The sequence below is a fragment of the Microbacterium suwonense genome (assembly GCF_030296555.1).
GTDB lineage: Bacteria > Actinomycetota > Actinomycetes > Actinomycetales > Microbacteriaceae > Microbacterium > Microbacterium suwonense.
Genome location: NZ_AP027728.1, coordinates 484,977 through 504,706, shown reverse-complemented (window position 1 = coordinate 504,706; position 19,730 = coordinate 484,977). Strand labels below are relative to the sequence as shown.

General features: G+C 69.0%; 16 protein-coding genes and 2 pseudogenes. 3 read left to right on the top strand and 15 right to left on the bottom strand.

Annotated elements, in window-relative coordinates; all coding sequences use genetic code 11:
• Window positions 1–156 precede the first annotated feature (156 nt).
• The 14 genes and pseudogenes from ftsZ to QUE33_RS02480 all read right to left on the bottom strand — a co-directional run bounded on the left by ftsZ (window position 157) and on the right by QUE33_RS02480 (window position 14,841).
• Window positions 157–1,296 (bottom strand): cell division protein FtsZ, encoded by a 1,140-nt coding sequence (gene ftsZ / locus QUE33_RS02545; RefSeq protein WP_286301746.1) that lies wholly within the window; start codon window positions 1,294–1,296, stop codon window positions 157–159.
• 207 nt (window positions 1,297–1,503) lie between these two features.
• Window positions 1,504–1,680 carry a hypothetical protein gene (locus tag QUE33_RS02540; RefSeq protein ID WP_286301745.1) on the bottom strand — a complete coding sequence of 59 codons (177 nt, stop codon included), beginning with the start codon at window positions 1,678–1,680 and terminating at the stop codon, window positions 1,504–1,506.
• A complete protein-coding gene (locus tag QUE33_RS02535) occupies window positions 1,677–2,501 on the bottom strand; it encodes an FtsQ-type POTRA domain-containing protein (protein ID WP_286301744.1) in 825 nt (274 codons plus the stop codon). Before QUE33_RS02535 ends, QUE33_RS02540 begins: the two co-directional genes overlap by 4 nt.
• Before the next feature lie 3 nt (window positions 2,502–2,504).
• A complete protein-coding gene (murC, locus tag QUE33_RS02530) occupies window positions 2,505–3,905 on the bottom strand; it encodes a UDP-N-acetylmuramate--L-alanine ligase (RefSeq protein ID WP_286301742.1) in 1,401 nt (466 codons plus the stop codon).
• Window positions 3,906–3,917: 12 nt separating this feature from the next.
• Window positions 3,918–4,991 carry a UDP-N-acetylglucosamine--N-acetylmuramyl-(pentapeptide) pyrophosphoryl-undecaprenol N-acetylglucosamine transferase gene (locus tag QUE33_RS02525; protein WP_286301741.1) on the bottom strand — a complete coding sequence of 358 codons (1,074 nt, stop codon included), beginning with the start codon at window positions 4,989–4,991 and terminating at the stop codon, window positions 3,918–3,920.
• On the bottom strand, window positions 4,988–6,175 hold the full coding sequence (locus QUE33_RS02520) for a peptidoglycan glycosyltransferase FtsW (protein WP_286301740.1): 1,188 nt from the start codon (window positions 6,173–6,175) through the stop codon (window positions 4,988–4,990). Before QUE33_RS02520 ends, QUE33_RS02525 begins: the two co-directional genes overlap by 4 nt.
• A 78-nt stretch (window positions 6,176–6,253) precedes the next feature.
• On the bottom strand, window positions 6,254–7,789 hold the full coding sequence (gene murD / locus QUE33_RS02515) for a UDP-N-acetylmuramoyl-L-alanine--D-glutamate ligase (protein ID WP_286301738.1): 1,536 nt from the start codon (window positions 7,787–7,789) through the stop codon (window positions 6,254–6,256).
• 3 nt (window positions 7,790–7,792) lie between these two features.
• The gene (gene mraY / locus QUE33_RS02510) at window positions 7,793–8,902 is read right to left on the bottom strand and encodes a phospho-N-acetylmuramoyl-pentapeptide-transferase (protein ID WP_286301736.1); all 1,110 of its coding nucleotides are present in this window, start codon (window positions 8,900–8,902) and stop codon (window positions 7,793–7,795) included.
• A pseudogene (locus tag QUE33_RS02505) lies at window positions 8,899–10,309 on the bottom strand (UDP-N-acetylmuramoyl-tripeptide--D-alanyl-D-alanine ligase). Before QUE33_RS02505 ends, mraY begins: the two are co-directional and overlap by 4 nt.
• A 30-nt stretch (window positions 10,310–10,339) precedes the next feature.
• Complete coding sequence (locus tag QUE33_RS02500) at window positions 10,340–12,127, bottom strand: peptidoglycan D,D-transpeptidase FtsI family protein (protein WP_286301733.1); 1,788 nt, start codon at window positions 12,125–12,127, stop codon at window positions 10,340–10,342.
• Between the two features lie 21 nt (window positions 12,128–12,148).
• Window positions 12,149–12,706: a cell division protein FtsL gene (ftsL, locus tag QUE33_RS02495; RefSeq protein WP_286301732.1), complete on the bottom strand. Its 558-nt coding sequence runs from the start codon at window positions 12,704–12,706 to the stop codon at window positions 12,149–12,151.
• Window positions 12,703–13,640, bottom strand: a pseudogene (gene rsmH, locus QUE33_RS02490) (16S rRNA (cytosine(1402)-N(4))-methyltransferase RsmH). Before rsmH ends, ftsL begins: the two are co-directional and overlap by 4 nt.
• Window positions 13,641–13,737: 97 nt before the next feature.
• Complete coding sequence (gene mraZ / locus QUE33_RS02485) at window positions 13,738–14,169, bottom strand: division/cell wall cluster transcriptional repressor MraZ (RefSeq protein WP_286301729.1); 432 nt, start codon at window positions 14,167–14,169, stop codon at window positions 13,738–13,740.
• A gap of 279 nt (window positions 14,170–14,448) precedes the next feature.
• Window positions 14,449–14,841 (bottom strand): DUF3040 domain-containing protein, encoded by a 393-nt coding sequence (locus QUE33_RS02480; RefSeq protein WP_286301727.1) that lies wholly within the window; start codon window positions 14,839–14,841, stop codon window positions 14,449–14,451.
• A gap of 92 nt (window positions 14,842–14,933) precedes the next feature.
• On the opposite strand from QUE33_RS02480, the gene QUE33_RS02475 reads away from it, so the two are divergent.
• Complete coding sequence (locus QUE33_RS02475) at window positions 14,934–16,013, top strand: polyprenyl synthetase family protein (protein WP_286303007.1); 1,080 nt, start codon at window positions 14,934–14,936, stop codon at window positions 16,011–16,013.
• Window positions 16,014–16,016: 3 nt separating this feature from the next.
• Here QUE33_RS02475 and QUE33_RS02470 read toward each other — a convergent pair whose 3' ends face one another.
• On the bottom strand, window positions 16,017–16,361 hold the full coding sequence (locus QUE33_RS02470) for an Rv2175c family DNA-binding protein (protein WP_286301726.1): 345 nt from the start codon (window positions 16,359–16,361) through the stop codon (window positions 16,017–16,019).
• Window positions 16,362–16,499: 138 nt separating this feature from the next.
• On the opposite strand from QUE33_RS02470, the gene QUE33_RS02465 reads away from it, so the two are divergent.
• Both QUE33_RS02465 and pknB read left to right on the top strand, forming a co-directional pair.
• Window positions 16,500–17,705 (top strand): muramidase family protein, encoded by a 1,206-nt coding sequence (locus tag QUE33_RS02465; protein WP_286301724.1) that lies wholly within the window; start codon window positions 16,500–16,502, stop codon window positions 17,703–17,705.
• Window positions 17,706–17,783: 78 nt separating this feature from the next.
• Window positions 17,784–19,727 carry a Stk1 family PASTA domain-containing Ser/Thr kinase gene (pknB, locus tag QUE33_RS02460; protein ID WP_286301722.1) on the top strand — a complete coding sequence of 648 codons (1,944 nt, stop codon included), beginning with the start codon at window positions 17,784–17,786 and terminating at the stop codon, window positions 19,725–19,727.
• Window positions 19,728–19,730 lie beyond the last annotated feature (3 nt).

The window sequence follows — 19,730 nt, the reverse complement described above, 5'->3', positions numbered from 1 at the left end:
TTCGAACGGTGCGGGCTGGTCTGGTTGAAAGGTTAACCCCGGTCGGGGCGCGGTCCGGTGATTGCCGGACCGATCTGCAGGCGTGTCGCGGCGACATATGCGCTCGTGCGCTCCCGGCGAGACTCGCATTCGCCGCCGGGAACCGCACTGCCGGACTCACCGCAGGAACTCGGGGATGTCGAGGTCGCTGTCGTCGGTGAACGCCGGATCGATGCTGGGCGCCACAGCCGGCGCCGCCGGCGCCTTCGGCTCATCGCTCTCGTCGTCGTTGCTCGGGTCGAGGCGGACCTCGGGCAGCGGGCTCGCCTCGGGACGCTTCACGTCCAGGGGCTCCAGCCGCGGCGAGGGCTCCCCACCGTCGAAGCCGGCGGCGATCACGGTCACGCGCACCTCGTCGCCGAGGGTGTCGTCGATGACGGTTCCGAAGATGATGTTCGCCTCGGGGTGCGCAGCCTCCTTGACCAGGTCGGCCGCGTCGTGGATCTCGAAGATGCCCAGGTTCGATCCGCCCTGGATCGACAGCAGCACACCGTGCGCGCCCTCGATCGACGCCTCCAGCAGCGGCGACTCGACGGCCAGTTCGGCGGCCTTGATCGCCCGGTCGGCTCCCCGCGCCGAGCCGATGCCCATGAGCGCGGAGCCGGCGCCCTGCATGACCGACTTGACGTCGGCGAAGTCGAGGTTGATCAGACCGGGGGTCGTGATCAGGTCGGTGATGCCTTGCACACCGGCCAGGAGCACCTGATCGGCGGTGGCGAAGGCCTCGATCATCGAGATGCCGCGGTCGCTGATCTCCAGCAGGCGGTCGTTCGGCACCACGATGAGGGTGTCGACCTCCTCCTTCAGCTTGGAGACACCCGCCTCGGCCTGACTCTGCCGTCGACGGCCTTCGAAGGAGAACGGCTTGGTGACCACGCCGATGGTCAGAGCGCCGATCGACTTGGCGATGCGGGCGACGACCGGAGCGCCGCCGGTGCCGGTGCCGCCGCCCTCGCCCGCAGTGACGAAGACCATGTCGGCGCCGGTGAGTGCCTGCTCGATCTCCTCGGCATGATCCTCGGCCGCGCGCCGGCCGACCTCCGGGTCGGCTCCGGCACCCAGGCCGCGGGTGAGCTCGCGTCCCACATCGAGCTTGACGTCGGCGTCGCTCATCAGCAGCGCCTGCGCGTCGGTGTTCACGGCGATGAACTCGACTCCGCGGAGCCCGAGATCGATCATGCGGTTCACGGCGTTGACGCCGCCACCGCCGACGCCGACGACCTTGATCACGGCGAGGTAGTTCTGGTTCTGGCTCATGGCCGGCCTCCGTTATTCGAGCCTGACGAGGGATAAACCTTAAACCTCTACGAGAGGGTTAAACTATTTCCCGGTATTGCGTTCTCGTCATTGACGGTATGCGCAAGCCGGGCCTGCGCGCGCACCGACACGGCGTGTCGTCTCGATCGCCATCCTGCGGCATCCGCTCAGCCCTCCACCGGACGGCTCACCGCTGCTCGAGTCGCGTCAGCGGACCACGGGAGCCGTCGGCGCCGACACATCGAAGGTGTGCGACTCCGGCGCATTCTTGATCAGCGCGACCAGGACGATCGCCTTCGTCACGGAGTCCTCCTCGCTCCCCCAGACGACGTTCTTGCCGTCCTGGAGGACGAGGGTGACGTCGTCGGCCGATGAGGCCTTCACCTGCACGACCTGCGCGCGCAGGTCGGCGGGGAGGAGCGGATCACCAGACCCACGCTGTGGAACGCCGCGGAGTCCGTGCCGCCCGAGATCGACAGCGCAGGCTGCCCCTCCGGCTTCTGCGGTGTGGTGGCCAGCACGACACCCGCCGCGTCCACGAGGGTGTATCCGGCGGCGGAGCGGATCACCCCGACCGGTGTGCGCTCGACGATGCGCACCAGCAGCTCATGCGGCGGTCGCGCCTCGATCGCATAGGTCTCGATCATCGGGAACTCGGTCAGCGCGGATTTCACCGCACCGGCGTCGATCAAGGCCAGCGGCGAGCCGAGCTGTCCGGACAGCGCCTGCTGCACCGCTGCGGCATCCACCCTCTCGGCCCCGACCACGGTGACCTTCTCGACCGCGAAGAGCGGGCTGTACGCGGCGATCACGCTGCCGAGCACGAGTGCGACGATCGCGCCGATCGACGACCACCAGATGATCCGCCGTCGGCGGGAGCGCTGGGTGAAGCGGCGGATCTCCGCCCGCAGCGCCTTCCTCCTGGCGCGCGCTGCGCGCCAGACGTCGCCACTGCGCACGATGCCGTCCGGGTCCGCAGGCTCGAACCCGGCCTGCACGGCATCCGCATCCTGCATGGCGGCGACGCCGGCATCCGTCTCGATCTCCTCGGTGACGTTCGCTGCGGACTCGACGACAGAGGGCTCGTCCACATCGGTGCGCACGTCTGTCGCCGCACGGCGGCGGAGCCGTCCGGGCCGCCGTGCGGGGGCGTCGACCTCGTCGGGATCCTCCGCCGAGGCCGGGAGCGGTGCCGGGCGACGCATGTCTCAGGCTCCTGGAGTGCGCCGGAGGGAATCGAGCACCTGCGGGATGATCTGGTACACGTTCCCGCAGCCGAGCGTGACCACGACATCACCTGCGCGCGCGACCTGCGCGGTGTAGTCGGCGGCCTCCTGCCAGTCCGGCACGTAATGCACCCTGGCCTGATCCGAGAAGTCGTCGCTGACCAGCCGCCCCGTCACTCCGGGCACCGGATCCTCGCGGGCACCGTAGACGTCGAGCATCACGGTGTGGTCGGCGAGCTCCTCGAGCACCTCGGCGAACTCGCGGTGCAGGTGCTGCGTGCGCGAATAGGTGTGCGGCTGCTGGATCGCGATGACGCGTCCGCCCCCCGCGATGCCGCGCATCGCCTCCAGTGCGGCCCGCACCTCGGTCGGATGATGGGAGTAGTCGTCGTACACGCGCACCCCACGAGCGTCACCGTGCAGCTCCAGGCGGCGCACGGTCCCCGCGAACCCCTCCAGCGCGGCTGAGGCCTCGGCGAGCCCGTGTCCCAGCGTCATCAGCACGGCCACCACGCCCGCCGCGTTGATCGCGTTGTGCGCGCCGGGCACCGCGAGCCGCATACGCACGGACTCGTCGCCGCTGATCAGGGTGGCGGCGGCCGCGCCGGAGGTGTCGATGTCGGCGATGCGCAGATCGGCATCCTCCGCCTGCCCGAAGGTCACCACGCGACGGTGGCCGAGCCCCGCCCGCACCCGCTGGGCTCCCGGGTCGTCACTGGAGATCACGACGGCTTCCCGCGCCTCGTCGCCGAAGCGCACGAAGGCGTCGTAGAAGGCGTCCTCGGAGCTGAAGAAGTCCAGGTGATCGGGGTCGACGTTCGTGATCAGCGCGACGGAGGTGTCGTACAGCAGGAACGTGCCGTCGGACTCGTCGGCTTCGATGACGAACAGCTCGTCGGCGCCGGAGGCGCTCGACAGGCCGAGCTGCTCGATCACGCCGCCGTTGACGAAGCTCGGGTCGGCGTCCAGCGCCTGCAGCGCCGTCACCAGCATCCCGGTGGAGGTGGTCTTGCCGTGCGCTCCCGCGACCGACACCAGGCGGCGTCCGCCGATCAGCCAGAACAGGGCCTGCGAGCGATGGATCACGTGCAGTCCGCGCTGCTTGGCGGTGACGAACTCGGGGTTCTCCGGCCAGATCGCCCCGGTGTGGACCACCGTGTCGGCATCCCCCAAGTGGGCGGCGTCGTGCCCGACGTGCACGGTCGCCCCGGCAGCCGCCAGGGCGCGCAGATTGTCGCTGTCGGCGCGGTCGGAGCCGGAGACGCGGATGCCGGCATCCAGGAACATCCGGGCGAGGCCGCTCATCCCGGAGCCACCGATGCCGATGAAGTGCGCGGAGGTGATGGTCTCGGGGATGGGCAGGGTGAGGTCGGGTCTGATCATGTCCGCACCAGTCTACTTTTCCGCGAGGGCTCGATCGATGAGCGCCACCAGGTCCTCCGTGCCCGTGCGGCTGCCGACCCGCTGCGCGGCCTCGGCCATCGCGGCGATGCGCTCCCGGTCGCCGAGCAGCGGCACTACCTGCGTGCGGACGGCGTCGGCGTCGAAGCCCGCATCGTCCAGCAGCCGGGCGGCGCCGGCGGCGACAGCGGATGCGGCGTTCAGCCGCTGCTCCCCGTTGCCGACGGAGTACGGCACATACAGCGCGGGCAGTCCGAGGGCGCTGATCTCGCTGACGGTGGCGGATCCCGAGCGCGAGAGGACGAGATCGGCGAGGGCGAACGCGAGATCCATCCGGTCAACGTACCGGCGCAGGGTGTAGCCGGTCACCTGCGGATCCGCCAGGTCGCTGCGCTCCCCGGTCACGTGCAGAAGCTGCCAGCCGGCGGCGAGGATGTCCTGCCACGAGCCGGCGAGAGCCTCGTTGAGCCGCTGGGCACCGAGCGATCCGCCGAAGACCAGCAGCACGGGCCGGTCGGCGTCCAGGTCGAACTCGGCCGCAGCCTCCGCTCGGAAGGCCGCGCGGTCGAGCTCCACGATCTCCCGGCGCAGCGGCATTCCGACCACCTCGCCACCGCGCAGCGGGGTCCCCGCGAACGCCACGCCCACTCCTGCCGCACTCCGCGCACCCAGCACGTTGGCCAGACCCGGCTTCGCGTTCGCCTCGTGCACCACGAAGGGGATCCGCTCGCGCCGTGCGGCGACGTAGGCGGGGGCGGATGCGTACCCGCCGAACCCGACGACGACATCCACACCGTGAGCGCGGATGTGTGCGCGCACCTGCGCGATCGCACGACGGAATCGGAGCGGGAACCCGAGGGCCGCGCGGTTCGGTCTGCGCGGGAAGGGCACCTTGTCGACGATCAGCAGCTCATAGCCGCGAGCCGGGACGAGCCGGGACTCCAATCCCTCCTTCGTGCCGAGCACGAGAACGGCGTCGCCGTCACGCTCGCGCAGCACGTCTCCGACGGCGAGCAGCGGATTGACATGGCCGGCGGTGCCCCCGCCGGCCAGAAGGTAGGTGGTCACTTCGACTTGCTCCGCTCGCTCCGTGCATCGCCCCTCGTGACCTTACCCTTCGATGCTGTGCTCCTGGCAGGCTTGCGGGAAGCGCCCGCGGCGGTCTTCGAGGCCGCCCCCTTGACCGGCTTCGCCGACGCGGGGATCGTGCGTGCGAAGGCGAGCAGCACCCCGCATGCCATCATCACCGAGAGCAGCGAGGTGCCACCCTGCGACATGAACGGCAGCGGGACGCCCATCACCGGGAAGATGCGCACCACGACGCCGATGTTGATCAGCGCCTGGCCGATGACCCAGACCGTGATCCCACCCGCCGCGATGCGGATGAACGGGTCGTCGGTCTTGCGGATGATGTGGAAGGCGCCGACGGCGAAGACGGCGAACAGCGCAAGCACCAGCAGGCAGCCGAGCAGTCCCAGCTCCTCGCCGACGATGGCGAAGATGTAGTCGTTCGAGGCCGCCGGCAGCCAGTACTTCTCCTGCGAGTTCCCCAGTCCCACACCGAAGAAGCCGCCGTTGGCCATGCCCCACATGCCGTGCACGGCCTGGTAGCACTCCTTCTCGGCATCGCAGGCCGCCGGGTTGAAGGCGGCGAGGATGCGCTTCATACGGTTCTCGCTGGTCAGCGCGAACGCCACCACCGCCACCAGTCCGCCCAGCAGCGGAAGGATGAACAGACGCAGCTTCGCCCCGGAGAAGAACAGGCAGCCGAGCACGACGAGCACGAGCACCATCACGGTGCCCAGGTCGTCGCCGGCGAGGACGGTGCCGATGGCGAACACCGATACCGGCACGACGGGGATGAACACCTGGTGCCAGGTGCCGAGCTTGGACTGCTTGCGCAGCAGCACGAAGGCGATCCAGATGGCCAGTGCGAGCTTGAGGAACTCGGAGGGCTGCAGCTGCACGCCGGCGAGCTTGATCCAGTTCCTGTTGCCGTAGGACGAGATTCCCACGCCCCGCACGAACACGAGCAACTGGAACATCACCGCCAGGATCAGCGCTGGCCAGGCGATCTTGCCGAAGAACGTCACCGGCAGTCGGCTGATCAGGAACATCAGCGGGATACCGATGGCGGCGAACATCCCCTGCCGCAGCGCGGCTTCCAGAGGGCCTGTGGGGTTGGCGCTGGTGGCGGAGAGCACCATCACGACACCGAAGATCGTCAGCAGCACCGCCGTGGAGGCGATCATGACGAACTCCGTGGACGGCGGCACGAACAGCCTGCCCAGCGAGACGCGGGCTGCCAGCCCCTGCTCTGGGGGCGGCCCTCAGTGCGCGGCGGGTGAGCCGTCTGCGTCATCTGCGCTCCCCCGCTCGATCCATTCGCGCACCGCCCGGGCGAAGCGCTCTCCCCGGTCCGCGTAGCTGGTGAACTGGTCGAAGGATGCCGCTGCGGGGGCCAGCAGAACCGTGCCCTCGCCGTGGATCATCCCCGTCGCGACTTCCACCACGCGGTCCATGACCTCTCCAGTGTCGCCAGTGCCGACCTCCCGCACCGGCACGTGCGGCGCGTGTCGCCGGAATGCCGACAGAACGGGCTCACGATCCACGCCGATCACGATCGCGCCGCCTGCCGTGGCCCCGGCATCGGCGACCAGGTCATCGAGGTCGACGCCCTTGAGGTCGCCGCCGACGATCCAGATCGCGCCGGGGTGCGCTCGCAGCGACGAGGCGGCGGCGTGCGGGTTGGTCGCCTTGGAATCGTCCACCCACCGGATCCCGCGATGCTCGGCGACGAGCTGGATGCGGTGCGCATCCATCGTGAAGGTCTGCAGCGCATCGTGGATCGCGGCGGGGGCGACGCCCAGCGAGCGGGCGAGCGCGGAGGCGGCGAGGATGTTCTGCACGACGTGCGGTGCGGCCAGGCCGACCGCGCGCAGCTCGTCGACGGTGGTCACCTCCAGCGCGCTGTGCCGCCGATCGTCGTGGAAGGCCCGATCCACCAGGATGCCGTCGACGACCCCCAGATCGCTGGGGCCGGGCGTGCCGAGGTCGAAGCCGATGGCGCGGGCCCCCTCGATGACATCCGCCTCCTCCACCATCCGCAGGGTGGCGAGGTCGGCCTTGTTGTAGACGCAGGCCGCGGTCGTGTTCCGGTACACGACTGCCTTGGCCGCACGGTACGCGTCGGCGCTGCCGTGCCAGACGAGATGGTCGTCGGCCAGGTTCAGGCAGGTCGACGCGTGCGGCACGAGCTGCCCGGCCGGTGCCGACTTCCCGATGTACCAGAGCTGATGGCTGGAGAGTTCGACCACCAGCACGTCGAAACCGCCCGGATCGCGGACCGCATCCAGCACCGGCACGCCGATGTTGCCGCAGGGCGCCGCCCGCAGCCCGCCGGCGTTCAGCAGCGTGGCGGTGAGCTGAGTGGTGGTGGTCTTGCCGTTGGTGCCGGTGATGAGCACCCATTCGGCGGGCGTCCCGTTGTCGCGGAGCACCTTGTCGCGCACCCGCCAGGCCAGCTCGACATCGCCCCAGAGCGCGATGCCGCTGCGCTGCGCCCACCGGACGACCGGATGCGCGGGCGCGAAGCCAGGTGAGGCGACGATCACCTCGGGGTCGAAGTCGCGCAGCACCTCGGGGACCTCGCCGAGCGGGCCGAGTTCCAGTCGTGCGCCGATCACCGGCACCAGACGCGCGTACTCCTCCGCAGCACCCTCCGAGAGCACCAGGACGTCGGCGCCGAGTTCTGCGAGCGTGTCGGCGGCCGAGAAGCCGGTCACGCTCAACCCCAGCACGGCGACGCGCAGTCCGCTCCAGTCGGCGCGCCAGCTGGTCAGCGTGTCAAGACGATCCGCACCCACGGGTCAGCCGTTCGAAGCCTGGGCGAACCAGTCCACGTAGAACAGGCCGACGGCGGATGCCGCCAGCAGGCCCGCGATGATCCACAGCCGCACGACGATGGTCACCTCGGCCCAGCCGCGCATCTCGAGATGGTGATGGAACGGGCTCATCAGGAACAGCCGCCTACCGCGCGTGAGCTTGAAGTACAGCCGCTGCAGGATGACCGAGCCCGACGAGATCACGAAGATGCCGGCGATCACGAACAGCAGCAGCTCGGTGCGGGTGAGGATCGCCATCGCCGTGACCACGCCGCCGATCGCCATCGAGCCCACGTCGCCCATGAAGACCTTCGCCTTGGGCGCGTTCCACCACAGGAACCCGATCAGCCCGCCGGCGAAGGCCGCGGCGACCGTCGCCAGGTTCAGCGGCTCACGCACCTCGTAGCAACCCACGGTGTTCCAGCCCTCGCCCACGCAGGACTGCTTGAACTGCCAGAAGGCGATCAGTCCGTAGGAGCCGACGACGAACACGCCGGCCCCGGCAGCGAGGCCGTCGAGTCCGTCGGTGAGGTTCACGCTGTTCGAGGTGGCGACGCCGATCACCGAGATCCAGATCAGGTACAGCGCCCAGCCGAGCACCGCACCGAAGGCGAACAGGTTCAGCCAGGAGATGTCGCGGAAGAGGGAGACGAAGCCGCTGGCCGGGTACTGGTCGAGCGAGTTCGGGAAGTTCAGCGCGACCACGCCGAAGGGGATCAGCACCGCAAGCTGTCCGACGATCTTGCGCCAGCCCGACAGTCCCAGGCTGCGCTGGCTGCGCACCTTCATGTAGTCGTCGATGAAGCCGACGATCCCGAAGCCGACCATGAGCCAGAGCACCAGCATCGCCGAGAGCGCGGGCGTCGTGCCGCCGAAGAACGTGCCGGCGAAGTAGCCGACGATCGTGCCGAGGATGAAGATGACACCGCCCATCGTCGGTGTGCCTCGTTTGGCTTCGTGGTTCGGATTGGCGATGTCCTCGGGGGTGCGGATGACCTGCCCCCAGCCGATCCTGCGGAACCCCTTCAGGAAGACGGGGGTCAGGAAGAGCGAGAAGGCGAGCGATATCGCCGTCGCCATAAGCAGGGACCTCACGAGAACCATTCTCCCAGACGATCGCCGAGGTGCCGGAGGCCCACGGCGTTCGATGACTTCACCAGCACCCGATCGCCCTCCCGCAGCTCGCCCTTCAGATACTCGAACGCCGCATCCTGGTCGGGCAGATGCACGGCCTCGCTGTCCCAGGATCCTTCGCCGACGACGGCCAGGTACAGGCGACGCGCCTCGGCGCCCACCACGACGATGCGCTGGATGTTCAGCCGCACGGCCAGCAGCCCGATCCTGTCGTGCTCCTCGCCCGCCGCATCGCCGAGTTCGGTCATCGCCCCCAGCACGGCGACGGTGCGCTCCCCGGCGCGGTGATCTGCGCGAGCGTGCGCAGGGCGGCCGCCATGGAGTCGGGACTGGCATTGTAGGCGTCGTTGATGATGCGCACGCGGTCATTGCCCATCGGCTGCATCCGCCAGCGTTCGGCGACCTCGACGGTCTCCAGTCGGGCGACGGCGTCGGATGCCGGGATGCCGAGCACTCCTGCAGCGGCGATGGCGGCCAGCGCGTTCCCGACGTGGTGGGCGCCGAGAACCCGCAGGCGCAGCGGGATGCGCTCCTCGCCGCTCACGATCGTGCAGGTGGTGCCTTCGGCGGTCACGACGATCTCTTCGGCGCGCACGACGGCATCCGGCCCCTGTCCGAAGCCGACCACTGTCTGATCGCGGTCGGCGGCGAGCGTGCGCATGGCCCAGACGCGCGGGTCGTCGACGTTGAGCACGGCGGTGCCGCCCGTGCGCGTCGCCTGTACCAGCTCAGACTTCGCCAGGGCGGTCGCCTCGATGCCGCCGAACCCGCTGGCGTGTGCGAGCCCGACCATCAGCACGATCCCGATGTCGGGTTCGACAAGTCCGGCCAGCTGGGCGATGCTGCCCGGCCCCGCGGCGCCGAACTCGCTGATCAGGTAGCGCGTCCGGTCGGTGACCCGCAGCATGGTCAGCGGCGCGCCGACTTCGTTGTTGTAGGAGCGGATCGGGGCGACTGTCTCGCCGTCGTCCTCCAGGATGCGGGCCAGGAGGTTCTTGGTGGTCGTCTTGCCGTTGGATCCGGTGATCCCGACGATGCGCAGCCCACCCGTCGCCCGCACCCGCGCGACGACCGCACGAGCGAGATCGGCGAGTGCCACGACCGCATCCGCCACGACGATCTGCGAAACCGGCACCTCGACCGGACGTTCGACGATCGCCAGCACGGCGCCGGCGTCGACCGCTGCTCCGACGAAACGATGCCCGTCGGTGGTCTCCCCGGCTTGGCCACGAAGATCGACCCTGCGGTCATCTCACGGGAGTCGGTGTCGACCGAGCCGTCGACGACCGTGTCGGGCGAATCGGCGTCGATCATTCTCAGCTCGCCGTTCAGGATCTCGGCGATCTCGGCAAGCGACAGGGCGATCATGTGGCAACTCCATGCGCGGCGGAACGCCGGCTAGTTGAATTTGGGAAGCAGCGCGTCCATCGGCTCCGAGGAGGGCGCGACGCGATAGGTCTTGAGCACCTGGGTCATCGCCTGCTGGAAGGCGACGGCGTCTGCTGCTGAAGTCCTCATCTTAGTCGGCTCGTCGAGCGTGACCACGACGACGTACTGCGGATCCTCGATCGGGGCGATGCCGACCATGCTGGTGAAGTACACGCCCTTCTTGTAGCCGGGTCCGTTTCCGCTCGACTTCTGCGCCGACCCGGTCTTCAGGCCGATCCGGTAGCCGGGGACCGCAGTGGTCTTGGCGTTGCCGCCCTGCACGGCCACGTTCTCCAGCATCCGCTGGACCTGCTTGGCGGTGTCGGGCTTGACGATCTGCTCGCTCTTCGGCGCGGCGGCCTCGTGTACCGTGCCGTCGGCGTCGGTGCAGGACTCCACCAGCGACAGGTCGATCTTCTTCCCGTCGTTCGCGAGTGCCTGGTAGGCACCGGCCAGCTGCGCCGGTGTGACGGTGAACGCCTGGCCGAACGTCGTGGTGTACACGTCGCCGCCGTTCCATTTGTCGGCATCCTTGATCAGCCCCTTCTGCTCGGCGGGGAAGCCGACCGCGGTCTTCTCTCCGACGCCGAAGCGCTTCAGGTAGTCCGCGCGGGTGGCGGGGTCGACCATGGTGCCGAACTTCGAGAGGGACACGTTCGAGGAGTCGATCAGGGCGCCCGCGAGCGTGTACTCGTGCACCGGGTGCGGGAACGGATCGTTGATGGTCGTGCCGTTGGGGAAGGTCACCCGCGCGGGTGCCGTCACGTGCGAGGTGGGGGTCGCCTTGCCCTGGTCGATGATGGTCGCGGCGGTGATGGCCTTGAACGTCGACCCGGGCTCGTATGCGTCGGAGAAGATGTGCGAGCGCCAGTAGGTGGGATCGACCGTGTTGATGTTGTTCGGGTCGACCGCCGGATACTCCGCCGCGGCACGGATCTTGCCGGTCTTCACCTCGACAACGGTGACGCTGCCGGTCTGCGCTCCCTGCCGCTGCGTCTCCTCGGCGATCATCTGCTGCAGGTACCAGTTCAGGTCGCTGTCGATCGTCAGCTGCACGGTTCCGCCATCGATGGCGGGCACGATGCGCTCACTGCCCGGGATCCGCACACCGCCCCGACCGATCTTGTAGCTGTTGGAGCCGTCGGTGGCGGCCAGGCACTTCTGATCCATCCGCTCTATGCCGTACTGGGGCTCGCCCTCGCCGTTCAGGAACCCGACGAGGTTGCCTGCCACCGCGCCGTTCGGGTACACCCGCACGGCGCGCTTCTTGCTGGCGACGTAGGCGAGGTGCAGATCCCTCAGCGCGAGGTACTGATCGGTGGAGAGACCGTTCTTCAGCTTGGCGTACCGGCTGTTCGGATTCGCCTCCAGTGCCGAGGAGACCAGCTCCCGCACCTCGTCCGGCTCCATCCCGACGATCTCGGCGATTTTCTCACTGGCCTGGGCCCACGACAGCTCGGGCTTCTTCTTCGGATCGGTCTCCTTCTCGTAGGTGTCGATCAGCTTGGGATCCAGCTGCGAGTCGTAGACGAACGCATCCGAGGCGAGCACGGTGCCGTTCTCGTCGACGATGTCGCCGCGGGCTCCGGGGATGCTGGTGGAGGTGCTCAGCTTGGTCATCGAGTCGGCGACATGGTCGTCGGCGTGCACGACCTGGATGTCGACCAGGCGGAAGACGAATGCTGCCAGCACGGTGAGGATCACTGCGAGGGCGACGACCGTGCGCCGTCGCGTCCCGCGGGTTGCGCGTGTCGTCATGCGGCGGTCTCCATCCTGGGGCTATCGAGTGGTCGGGGAAGGCAGGCCGTCGCTGATGACGGGGGGCAGGTCGGGCTCGTGCTGCGCGGTCGAATCCGCGGGCATCTGCTCGGCCTTGGGGGCCGGAGGAGGCGCGAGCAGGGCGTTTCCGACCTTGGTGGAGCTGTTCGGCGCCACTGTCGAGATCCACGAGGCGCCGCTGCCGGCGCCGAGCACGGCGCCGTCGCTCAGACGCAGATAGGACGCGGATCCCACGACGACCAAGCCCATGCTGTCGGCCTTCGATGCCAGCGCCTGCGGTGAGTTCAGGCCGGCCACCTCGTCGCCGAGCGCCTGCTTCTGAAGGGTCAGCTCGTGCTGCTGGCCGTTGAGCTTGGCGAGCACGAAGGCGTCCTGGGTGGAGGCGAGCGAGATCCCGATCTGCGCCGCGCCGATGGCCAGCGCTCCCCCGACGGCGAGGGCGGCATAGGCGAGCTTCGGGCGACGCAGACCCGACGGCGCGGAGACCGGCCGCAGTCGGCGCGGCGGCTTCGGTGCGGGTTCGGTGCGCGGTGCGACGCGCACGTTCAGCAGACTCATGGCGTCTCCCTGAGCTTCTCGGCGGCGCGCAGCCGCACCGGAATGGCACGCGGGTTCCGAGCGCGCTCCTCGTCCCCCGCCAGTTCGGCCCCCTTCGTGAGCACGCGGAAGCGGGGGCGTGTTCGGGGAGTTCGACAGGCAGGCCCGCGGGCGCGGTCGACGCGGATGCCGCGGCGAAGGCCTGCTTGACCAGGCGGTCCTCCAGCGACTGATAGGCCATCACCGCGATCCGGCCGCCCACCTGGAGCGCGTCCATCGCGACGGGGATCGCATCGGCGAGCACACTCAGCTCGGAGTTGACCTCGATCCGCAGCGCCTGGAAGACCCGCTTGGCAGGGTGGCCGGCACGCTGGACGGCGGCGGGAGTGGCTTCGATGAGCAGGTCGACCAGCTCACCGGAGCGGGTGAGCGGATGCTGCGCCCTGGCCTGCACGATGAACCGGGCGTAGCGACCGGCGAGCTTCTCCTCGCCGTAGCGCTCGAAGATGCGGCGCAGCTGCCCCTCGCTGTACTCGGCGAGGATGGTCGCAGCCGTGCGACCCTTGGTCTGATCCATCCGCATGTCCAGCGGGGCGTCCTTGGAGTACGCGAAGCCGCGGTCGGCCTCGTCGAGCTGCAGCGAGGAGACGCCCAGGTCGAACAGGATCGCCGAGGCGCCCAGCGCGTGCAGGCCGATCTCGTCGTACACGCTGTGCACGAGCGTGATCCGATCGGCGAAGGGCGCCAGGCGCTCACCCGCGATCCGCAGCGCGTCCGTGTCGCGGTCCAGGCCGATCAGCCGGATGTTCGGGAAGCGCTCCAGGAACGCCTCGGAGTGCCCGCCCATGCCGAGCGTGGCGTCTACGAGCACGGCGCCGTCCTGCGTCAGCGCGGGGCCGAGCAGGTCGATGCAGCGCTCGAGGAGCACCGGGGTATGGATGTCGCGGAGGCTCATGATCGTCTTCCCGTGACCTCCGGCTCTGATTCCTCTCCGCTCGACCCGGCACCGGGGAAGTGTGTCGGGGCAAAGCGGCGAGGCATCACAGCCGTGGTCAGAACAATCCGGGAATCACCTCCTGCTCCAGATCTGCGTAGGACTCTTCGTTGCCTTCCAGATAGGCGTTCCAGGCGGACGCATCCCAGATCTCGGCGTGGGCGCCGACACCGGTGACGACCAGCTCCTTCTCCAGCCCGGCGTACTGACGCAGGTGCGCCGGGAGGGTGATGCGGTTCTGGCTGTCGGGCATCTCGGCACTGGCGCCGGAGAGGAACATGCGCAGGAAGTCACGGGCCTGCTTATTGCTCAGCGGTGCCTGCCGGATGCGCTCGTGCATGGCCTCGAACTCGGCGGTGCTGAACACGTACAGGCAGCGTTCCTGCCCTCGGGTGACCACGATGCCGCCGGCCAGATCCTCACGGAACTTCGCAGGAAGGATCACGCGGCCCTTGTCGTCGAGCTTCGGCGTATGCGTCCCCAGCAACATCGGCCACCACCCCCTCTGCGTCCGGCCAACTCGAGGTACGCGCCACTTTACTCCACTTCCCTCCACTTTCCTACGCACAATTGTGCCCATTCTCAGTCTTCGCTCCGTACTGCACGAAAGAACCCCCGTGATCACGCGGAATCACGGGGGTGGAGCGCAGTGGAGGACGGGTGGAGGAAAATGCCGACGATTCGCTCAGGCGGGTGGATCAGAACATGAAAAAGCCCGGATGCTCAGCATCCGGGCGTGGTGTGGAGACAAGCCGATCCGCAGGTCGGATCAGCGTTCGTCCTGTCGCCGATCCCACCGGTCGTTCATCCGATCCATGAAGGAGGAGTCGTGGGGGCGCGGCTGACGCGGCTCCGCATCCGGACGAAGACCGGAGCCGTCGGTACGTCGAACCGGGGTGAAGGCGAGGATGGCTCCGCCGAGCATGGCGAGGAAGGCCACCACGCCGATGATGATGCTGCCGACAGCACCGAGACCACGGCTGGAGACGACGGCTGCGACGAGCCCGCCGACGCCGACGAGCATGAGCAGGGCACCGTAGACGAGATTTCGATAGCTGAGCGAGCGATCGCCGGATGGCGCGGTCACGACATCAGCGTCGTGCTGCAGAAGATGGCGTTCCATCTCGTCGAGCATGCGCTGCTCTTGTTCGGAAAGAGGCATCTCCGACCCCCTTGGTTCGTTCCCTCCACTCTACCCGTGTGCAGAGCGGTCGGCTAGCCGAGCGCTGGCGAATTCCTGCATCTAGGCTGGGAATCGTGCCCTCCCCCATCGTCTCCGAGGCGGTCGCCGCCCGACTCGAGGATTTCCTCGCCCGCATCGCGACGGACAGCGACGACTACGGCCCGGACGCCGGGCTGTTCCTCGATGCCGCGCGTGCCACTCTGACCGGCGGCAAGCGCCTGCGAGCGAGGTTCTGTCATGCCGGCTGGCAGGCGGCATCCGGGGCATCTGCTACCGATCTCGAACCCCTGTGGGGGTTGTGTGCGGCGCTGGAGATCTTCCAGTCGGCCGCCCTGGTTCACGATGACCTGATCGACAACTCCGACACCCGCCGCGGGCGCCCCGCATCGCACCGCGCGCTCGAGGCCGCACACCGCGCCGCGGGGTGGCACGGAGACGCCGAGGCCTTCGGGCGCTCGTCGGCCGTGCTCCTGGGTGACCTGCTCGTCGCGTGGAGTGACGATCTGCTCGAGGAGACCCTGCAGGGGCATCCGCACGCTGCAGCCACCCGCGCGGAGTACGCGCGCATGCGCCGGGACGTCACCGTCGGGCAGCTGCTCGACATCACCGAGGAATCGGCGTGGAGCGTGAACCCGCCCGAGCAGATGCTCGATCGGGCGCTGCGCGTGGCGTCACTGAAGTCGGCGCGGTACAGCGTGGTCGAGCCGCTCCTGCTCGGCGCCACTCTGGCGGGGGCGGATGCCGGCCTGCTGGCCGGGCTGCGAGACATCGGCCACCCGATCGGCATGGCCTTCCAACTGCGCGACGACCTTCTCGGCGTGTTCGGTGACCCCGCCGTGACCGGCAAGCCCGCCGGCGACGACCTGCGCGAGGGCAAGCGCACCGCACTGATCGCCGTAGCGCGCGGGCAGCTCCAGCCGGCGACTCGAGCGCAGCTGGATGCGGCGCTGGGCGACCCGCACCTCTCTGCGGAGGCCGTGGCGAGCCTGCAGCGGTTGATCGAGGACACCGGGGCCGTCTCGCGGATCGAGGCGATGATCGCGGAGTTCACGGCTCAGGCCGAGAGCGCACTGACGGCCGCCGATGTCGGAGAAGACGCCGCGGCATCGCTGCGCGCGCTGGCAGCTGCCGCGATCAGCCGCTCATCGTGAAGCTCAGGCGAGCGTACGCGCGACGCGCCGCACCGCGCTCTTATGACCGGCGAGGAGCGCCGCGATCGGCGTGCGCCCCAGCGAGTCCTCCTCGCTGAGCAGCCAGTCGATGACCTCGTCGTCAGTGAAGCCGGCGTCCTGCAGGACGATCACGGTGCCGCGCAGCGACGACAGCGGCCGGCCATCCACGATGAAGACGGCGGGGACGGCGAACACCCCACTGCGTCGCGAGCCGACCAGGTAGCGCTCATCGAGCAGCCGACGCACCCGGCTCGGGGTCTCGTCGAGCACGTCGACGAGATCGGGGATGGTCAGCCAGTCGGTGATCTCAAGGGTGTTCTCAGGCACCTGTCCACTATCTCACCCGCTTCGGCTCCGCACGATCACCACAGGAGCATCACTGATCACATCCGCCACAGCGGTCACTTCTGTTGACAGATCTTTACATCCGTGTCAGCGTGTCCTGAGGAAAACAGGGGGATTCTCATGCATACTCGCTCGACCCGCAGGGGCGCATTCCGGTTCGGAGCCCCGGCTGCCGTGATCGGCACGCTCGCCGCCGTCCTCACCACAGCCCCGGCAGACGCCCGTGAGCCGGTCAGAACCGACCCGGCCCCCACGCGTGTCCATCCGACCGTCGTCCCCCGCCCTGCCACCGTCGCGAACGTGCAGCACGCCAGCGCGCAACCGACCACCTACACGATCCGGCCGGGTGACACCGTGTCGGGGATCGCGATCCGTCACGGTCTGCGCCCGGCCGATGTGCTCGCGTGGAACGGCCTGGGCTGGCGAACCGTGATCTACCCCGGCCAGACGCTGCGACTGACCGCAGCGGCCGCGAAGCCCGCACCGGCGAAGACCGCACCCGCGAAGCCCGCGCCGACAACTGCACCTGCGAAGTCCGACAGGACCCACACCGTGGTTCGCGGCGACACCGTCTACGCGATCGCACGCACCTACGGCACGACCGTCGCGAACATCATCGCCGCGAACGGGCTGGGCCGCTCCGCGCTCATCTTCCCCGGGCAGAAGCTCTCCGTCGGGCCCGCAGCACCGGCCGCATCCCCCGGCTCGTCCGCCCCGGCGCCGGCCTCCGCGCCGGCCGCACCGGCATCCGCCAAGACCCACACCGTCGTCAGGGGCGACACGCTGTTCGGCATCGCCCGCAAGCACGGCACGAGTGTCGCCGTCCTGCTGCAGGCGAACGGTCTCGGCACCGGCAGCATCATCTATCCCGGCCAGACCCTGCGACTGACCCCGCCGGCTCCCGCACAGCGCAGTGCGAACCTCGACGCCGCCCAGCGCGCGAACGCCCTGCACATCATCCGCATCGGCCGCGAGCTCGGCGTGCCCGAGCGCGGGATCGCCATCGCGCTGGCGACGGCCATGGTGGAGTCCTCGCTGCGCAATCTCGATCACGGCGACCGCGACTCCCTGGGCCTGTTCCAGCAGCGCCCCAGCCAGGGCTGGGGAACAGCCGAGCAGATCATGGACGCCGACCGCAGCATCCGGGTGTTCTACGGCGGCGCGAAGGATCCCAACGGCACGAACAGCCGTGGTCTGCTCGACATCCCGGGCTGGCAGGACAAGCCGTTCACCGCCGCCGCTCAGGCGGTGCAGATCTCCGCCTACCCGGATCGCTACGGGCAATGGGAGCAGCAGGCGAATCGCTGGCTCGCGACGCTCCGGTGAGCCACTCGTCACCGGATCGAAACCTGGCAGGGTGCGCCGCTGCCCGGGCCGGGTGCCGGTTCTTCATAGACTCGTTCCGTGAACACTGCGCAGGCCGATCCCCTCATCGGGCGGCTTGTCGACGGTCGATACCGGGTGCGTGCGCGCATCGCCCGGGGCGGCATGGCGACAGTGTACGTCGCGACCGACATGCGCCTGGAGCGGCGCATCGCCCTCAAGGTGATGCACGCGCATCTCAGCGACGACTCGGCCTTCCAGAGCCGGTTCATCCAAGAGGCGCGCTCTGCGGCGCGTCTGGCCGACCCGCATGTCGTGAACGTCTTCGACCAGGGGCAGGACGGCGACCTCGCCTACCTGGTGATGGAGTATCTGCCCGGGATCACACTGCGCGAGCTGATGCGCGAGCAGAAGCGCCTGACAGTGCCGCAGACGATCACGATCATGGACGCCATCCTCTCCGGGCTCTCGGCGGCGCACCGCGCCGGCATCGTGCACCGGGATGTGAAGCCCGAGAACGTGCTGCTGGCCGAGGACGGCCGCATCAAGATCGGCGACTTCGGGCTGGCCCGCGCCACCACCGCGAACACCGCCACGGGTGCGCAGCTGCTGGGCACCATCGCCTACCTCGCGCCCGAGCTGGTCACACGGGGCACCGCGGACGCCCGTAGCGACATCTACGCCTTGGGGATCATGCTGTACGAGATGCTCGTCGGTGAGCAGCCGTACAAGGGCGAGCAGCCCATGCAGATCGCCTTTCAGCACGCCACCGAGCAGGTGCCCCGTCCGAGCGTGCGCAACCCGGGCGTGCCAGAGCAGCTCGATGAGCTGGTGCTGTGGGCGACCGACAAGTCACCCGACGAGCGGCCGCTGGATGCCCAGGAGATGCTCGACCGGCTGCGCGAGATCGAGCGCGAGCTGGACGTGACACCGATCTCCACCGCCACCACGGCGCCCATCTCCGTCGGTCACGATTCCGGCGCAGTGACCAAGATCCTCCCCGGCACCGCAGTCGTCTCCGAAGCCTCCGTCCCCCAAGCCACGGAGATCGACAACGGAGCTCGGCTGCGCCGCCGCACCGAGCGCCGCCGCGCCCGGGGTGCGCTGCTGCTGTCGCTGGTGCTGCTGCTGGCGGTCGCCGCCGGAAGCGCCGGCTGGTGGTTCGGCTCCGGACCGGGCTCACTGATCGCGGTGCCCGAGGTCGCCGGGATGCCGCTCGCCGTCGCCCAGGACACGATCACGGCCGAGAATCTGATCCCGACCACGACCGAACGCTCGTCCATCGACGTGCCGAAGGGCGATGTGATCGACTCCGACCCCGGTGCCGGTGAACGCGTGGATAAGCAGAGCACGGTCGAGTTGATCGTGTCATCGGGTCCTGCGAAGCACACCATCGGCAAGCTCAGCGGCCTGACCGAGGAGAAGGCGCGTCAGACGCTCATCGGCAACGGCGTCAGGGTCGACGAGGACGTCGAGGAGTACTTCGCCACGCTCGACCCCGGCCTGGTGCTGAACGTGCGGATCATCCCTCGCGCCGGCGGCGACACATACGCGTGCGGCGACGGCTGCGACCTGTTCGAAGACGACGAGGCGCTGATCCAGGTCTCGCTCGGCCCGGTTCCGGATGTCGCGGGCAAGCCGCTCGGCGAGGCGAAGCAGATCCTGCAGGACGCACGGCTGAAGGTGGATGAGAACACTCCGGAGGAGTTCAGCGACACCGTCGCCAAGGGCAGCGTGATCTCGCAGACTGCGGAGCGTCCGGGCGGCGGCAGCTGGCGTCCCGACGACACGGTGACGCTGACGGTCTCGAAAGGACCGCAGCTTTTCAAGGTCCCCGATGTCGCCGGGCTCACTCGGGACGAAGCGGTGCGGAAGCTCAAGGACGCCGGCTTCGAGGTGAGGTATGCGCCGTTCTGGAACGGCGTCCCGAACGGCCTGACCAAGGCGCAGAGCACCGACCCCGAGCAGGGTTCCATGCGCCGCAAGGGAACCGAGATCTACATCGTCATCAACGTCAGCGGCTGACCG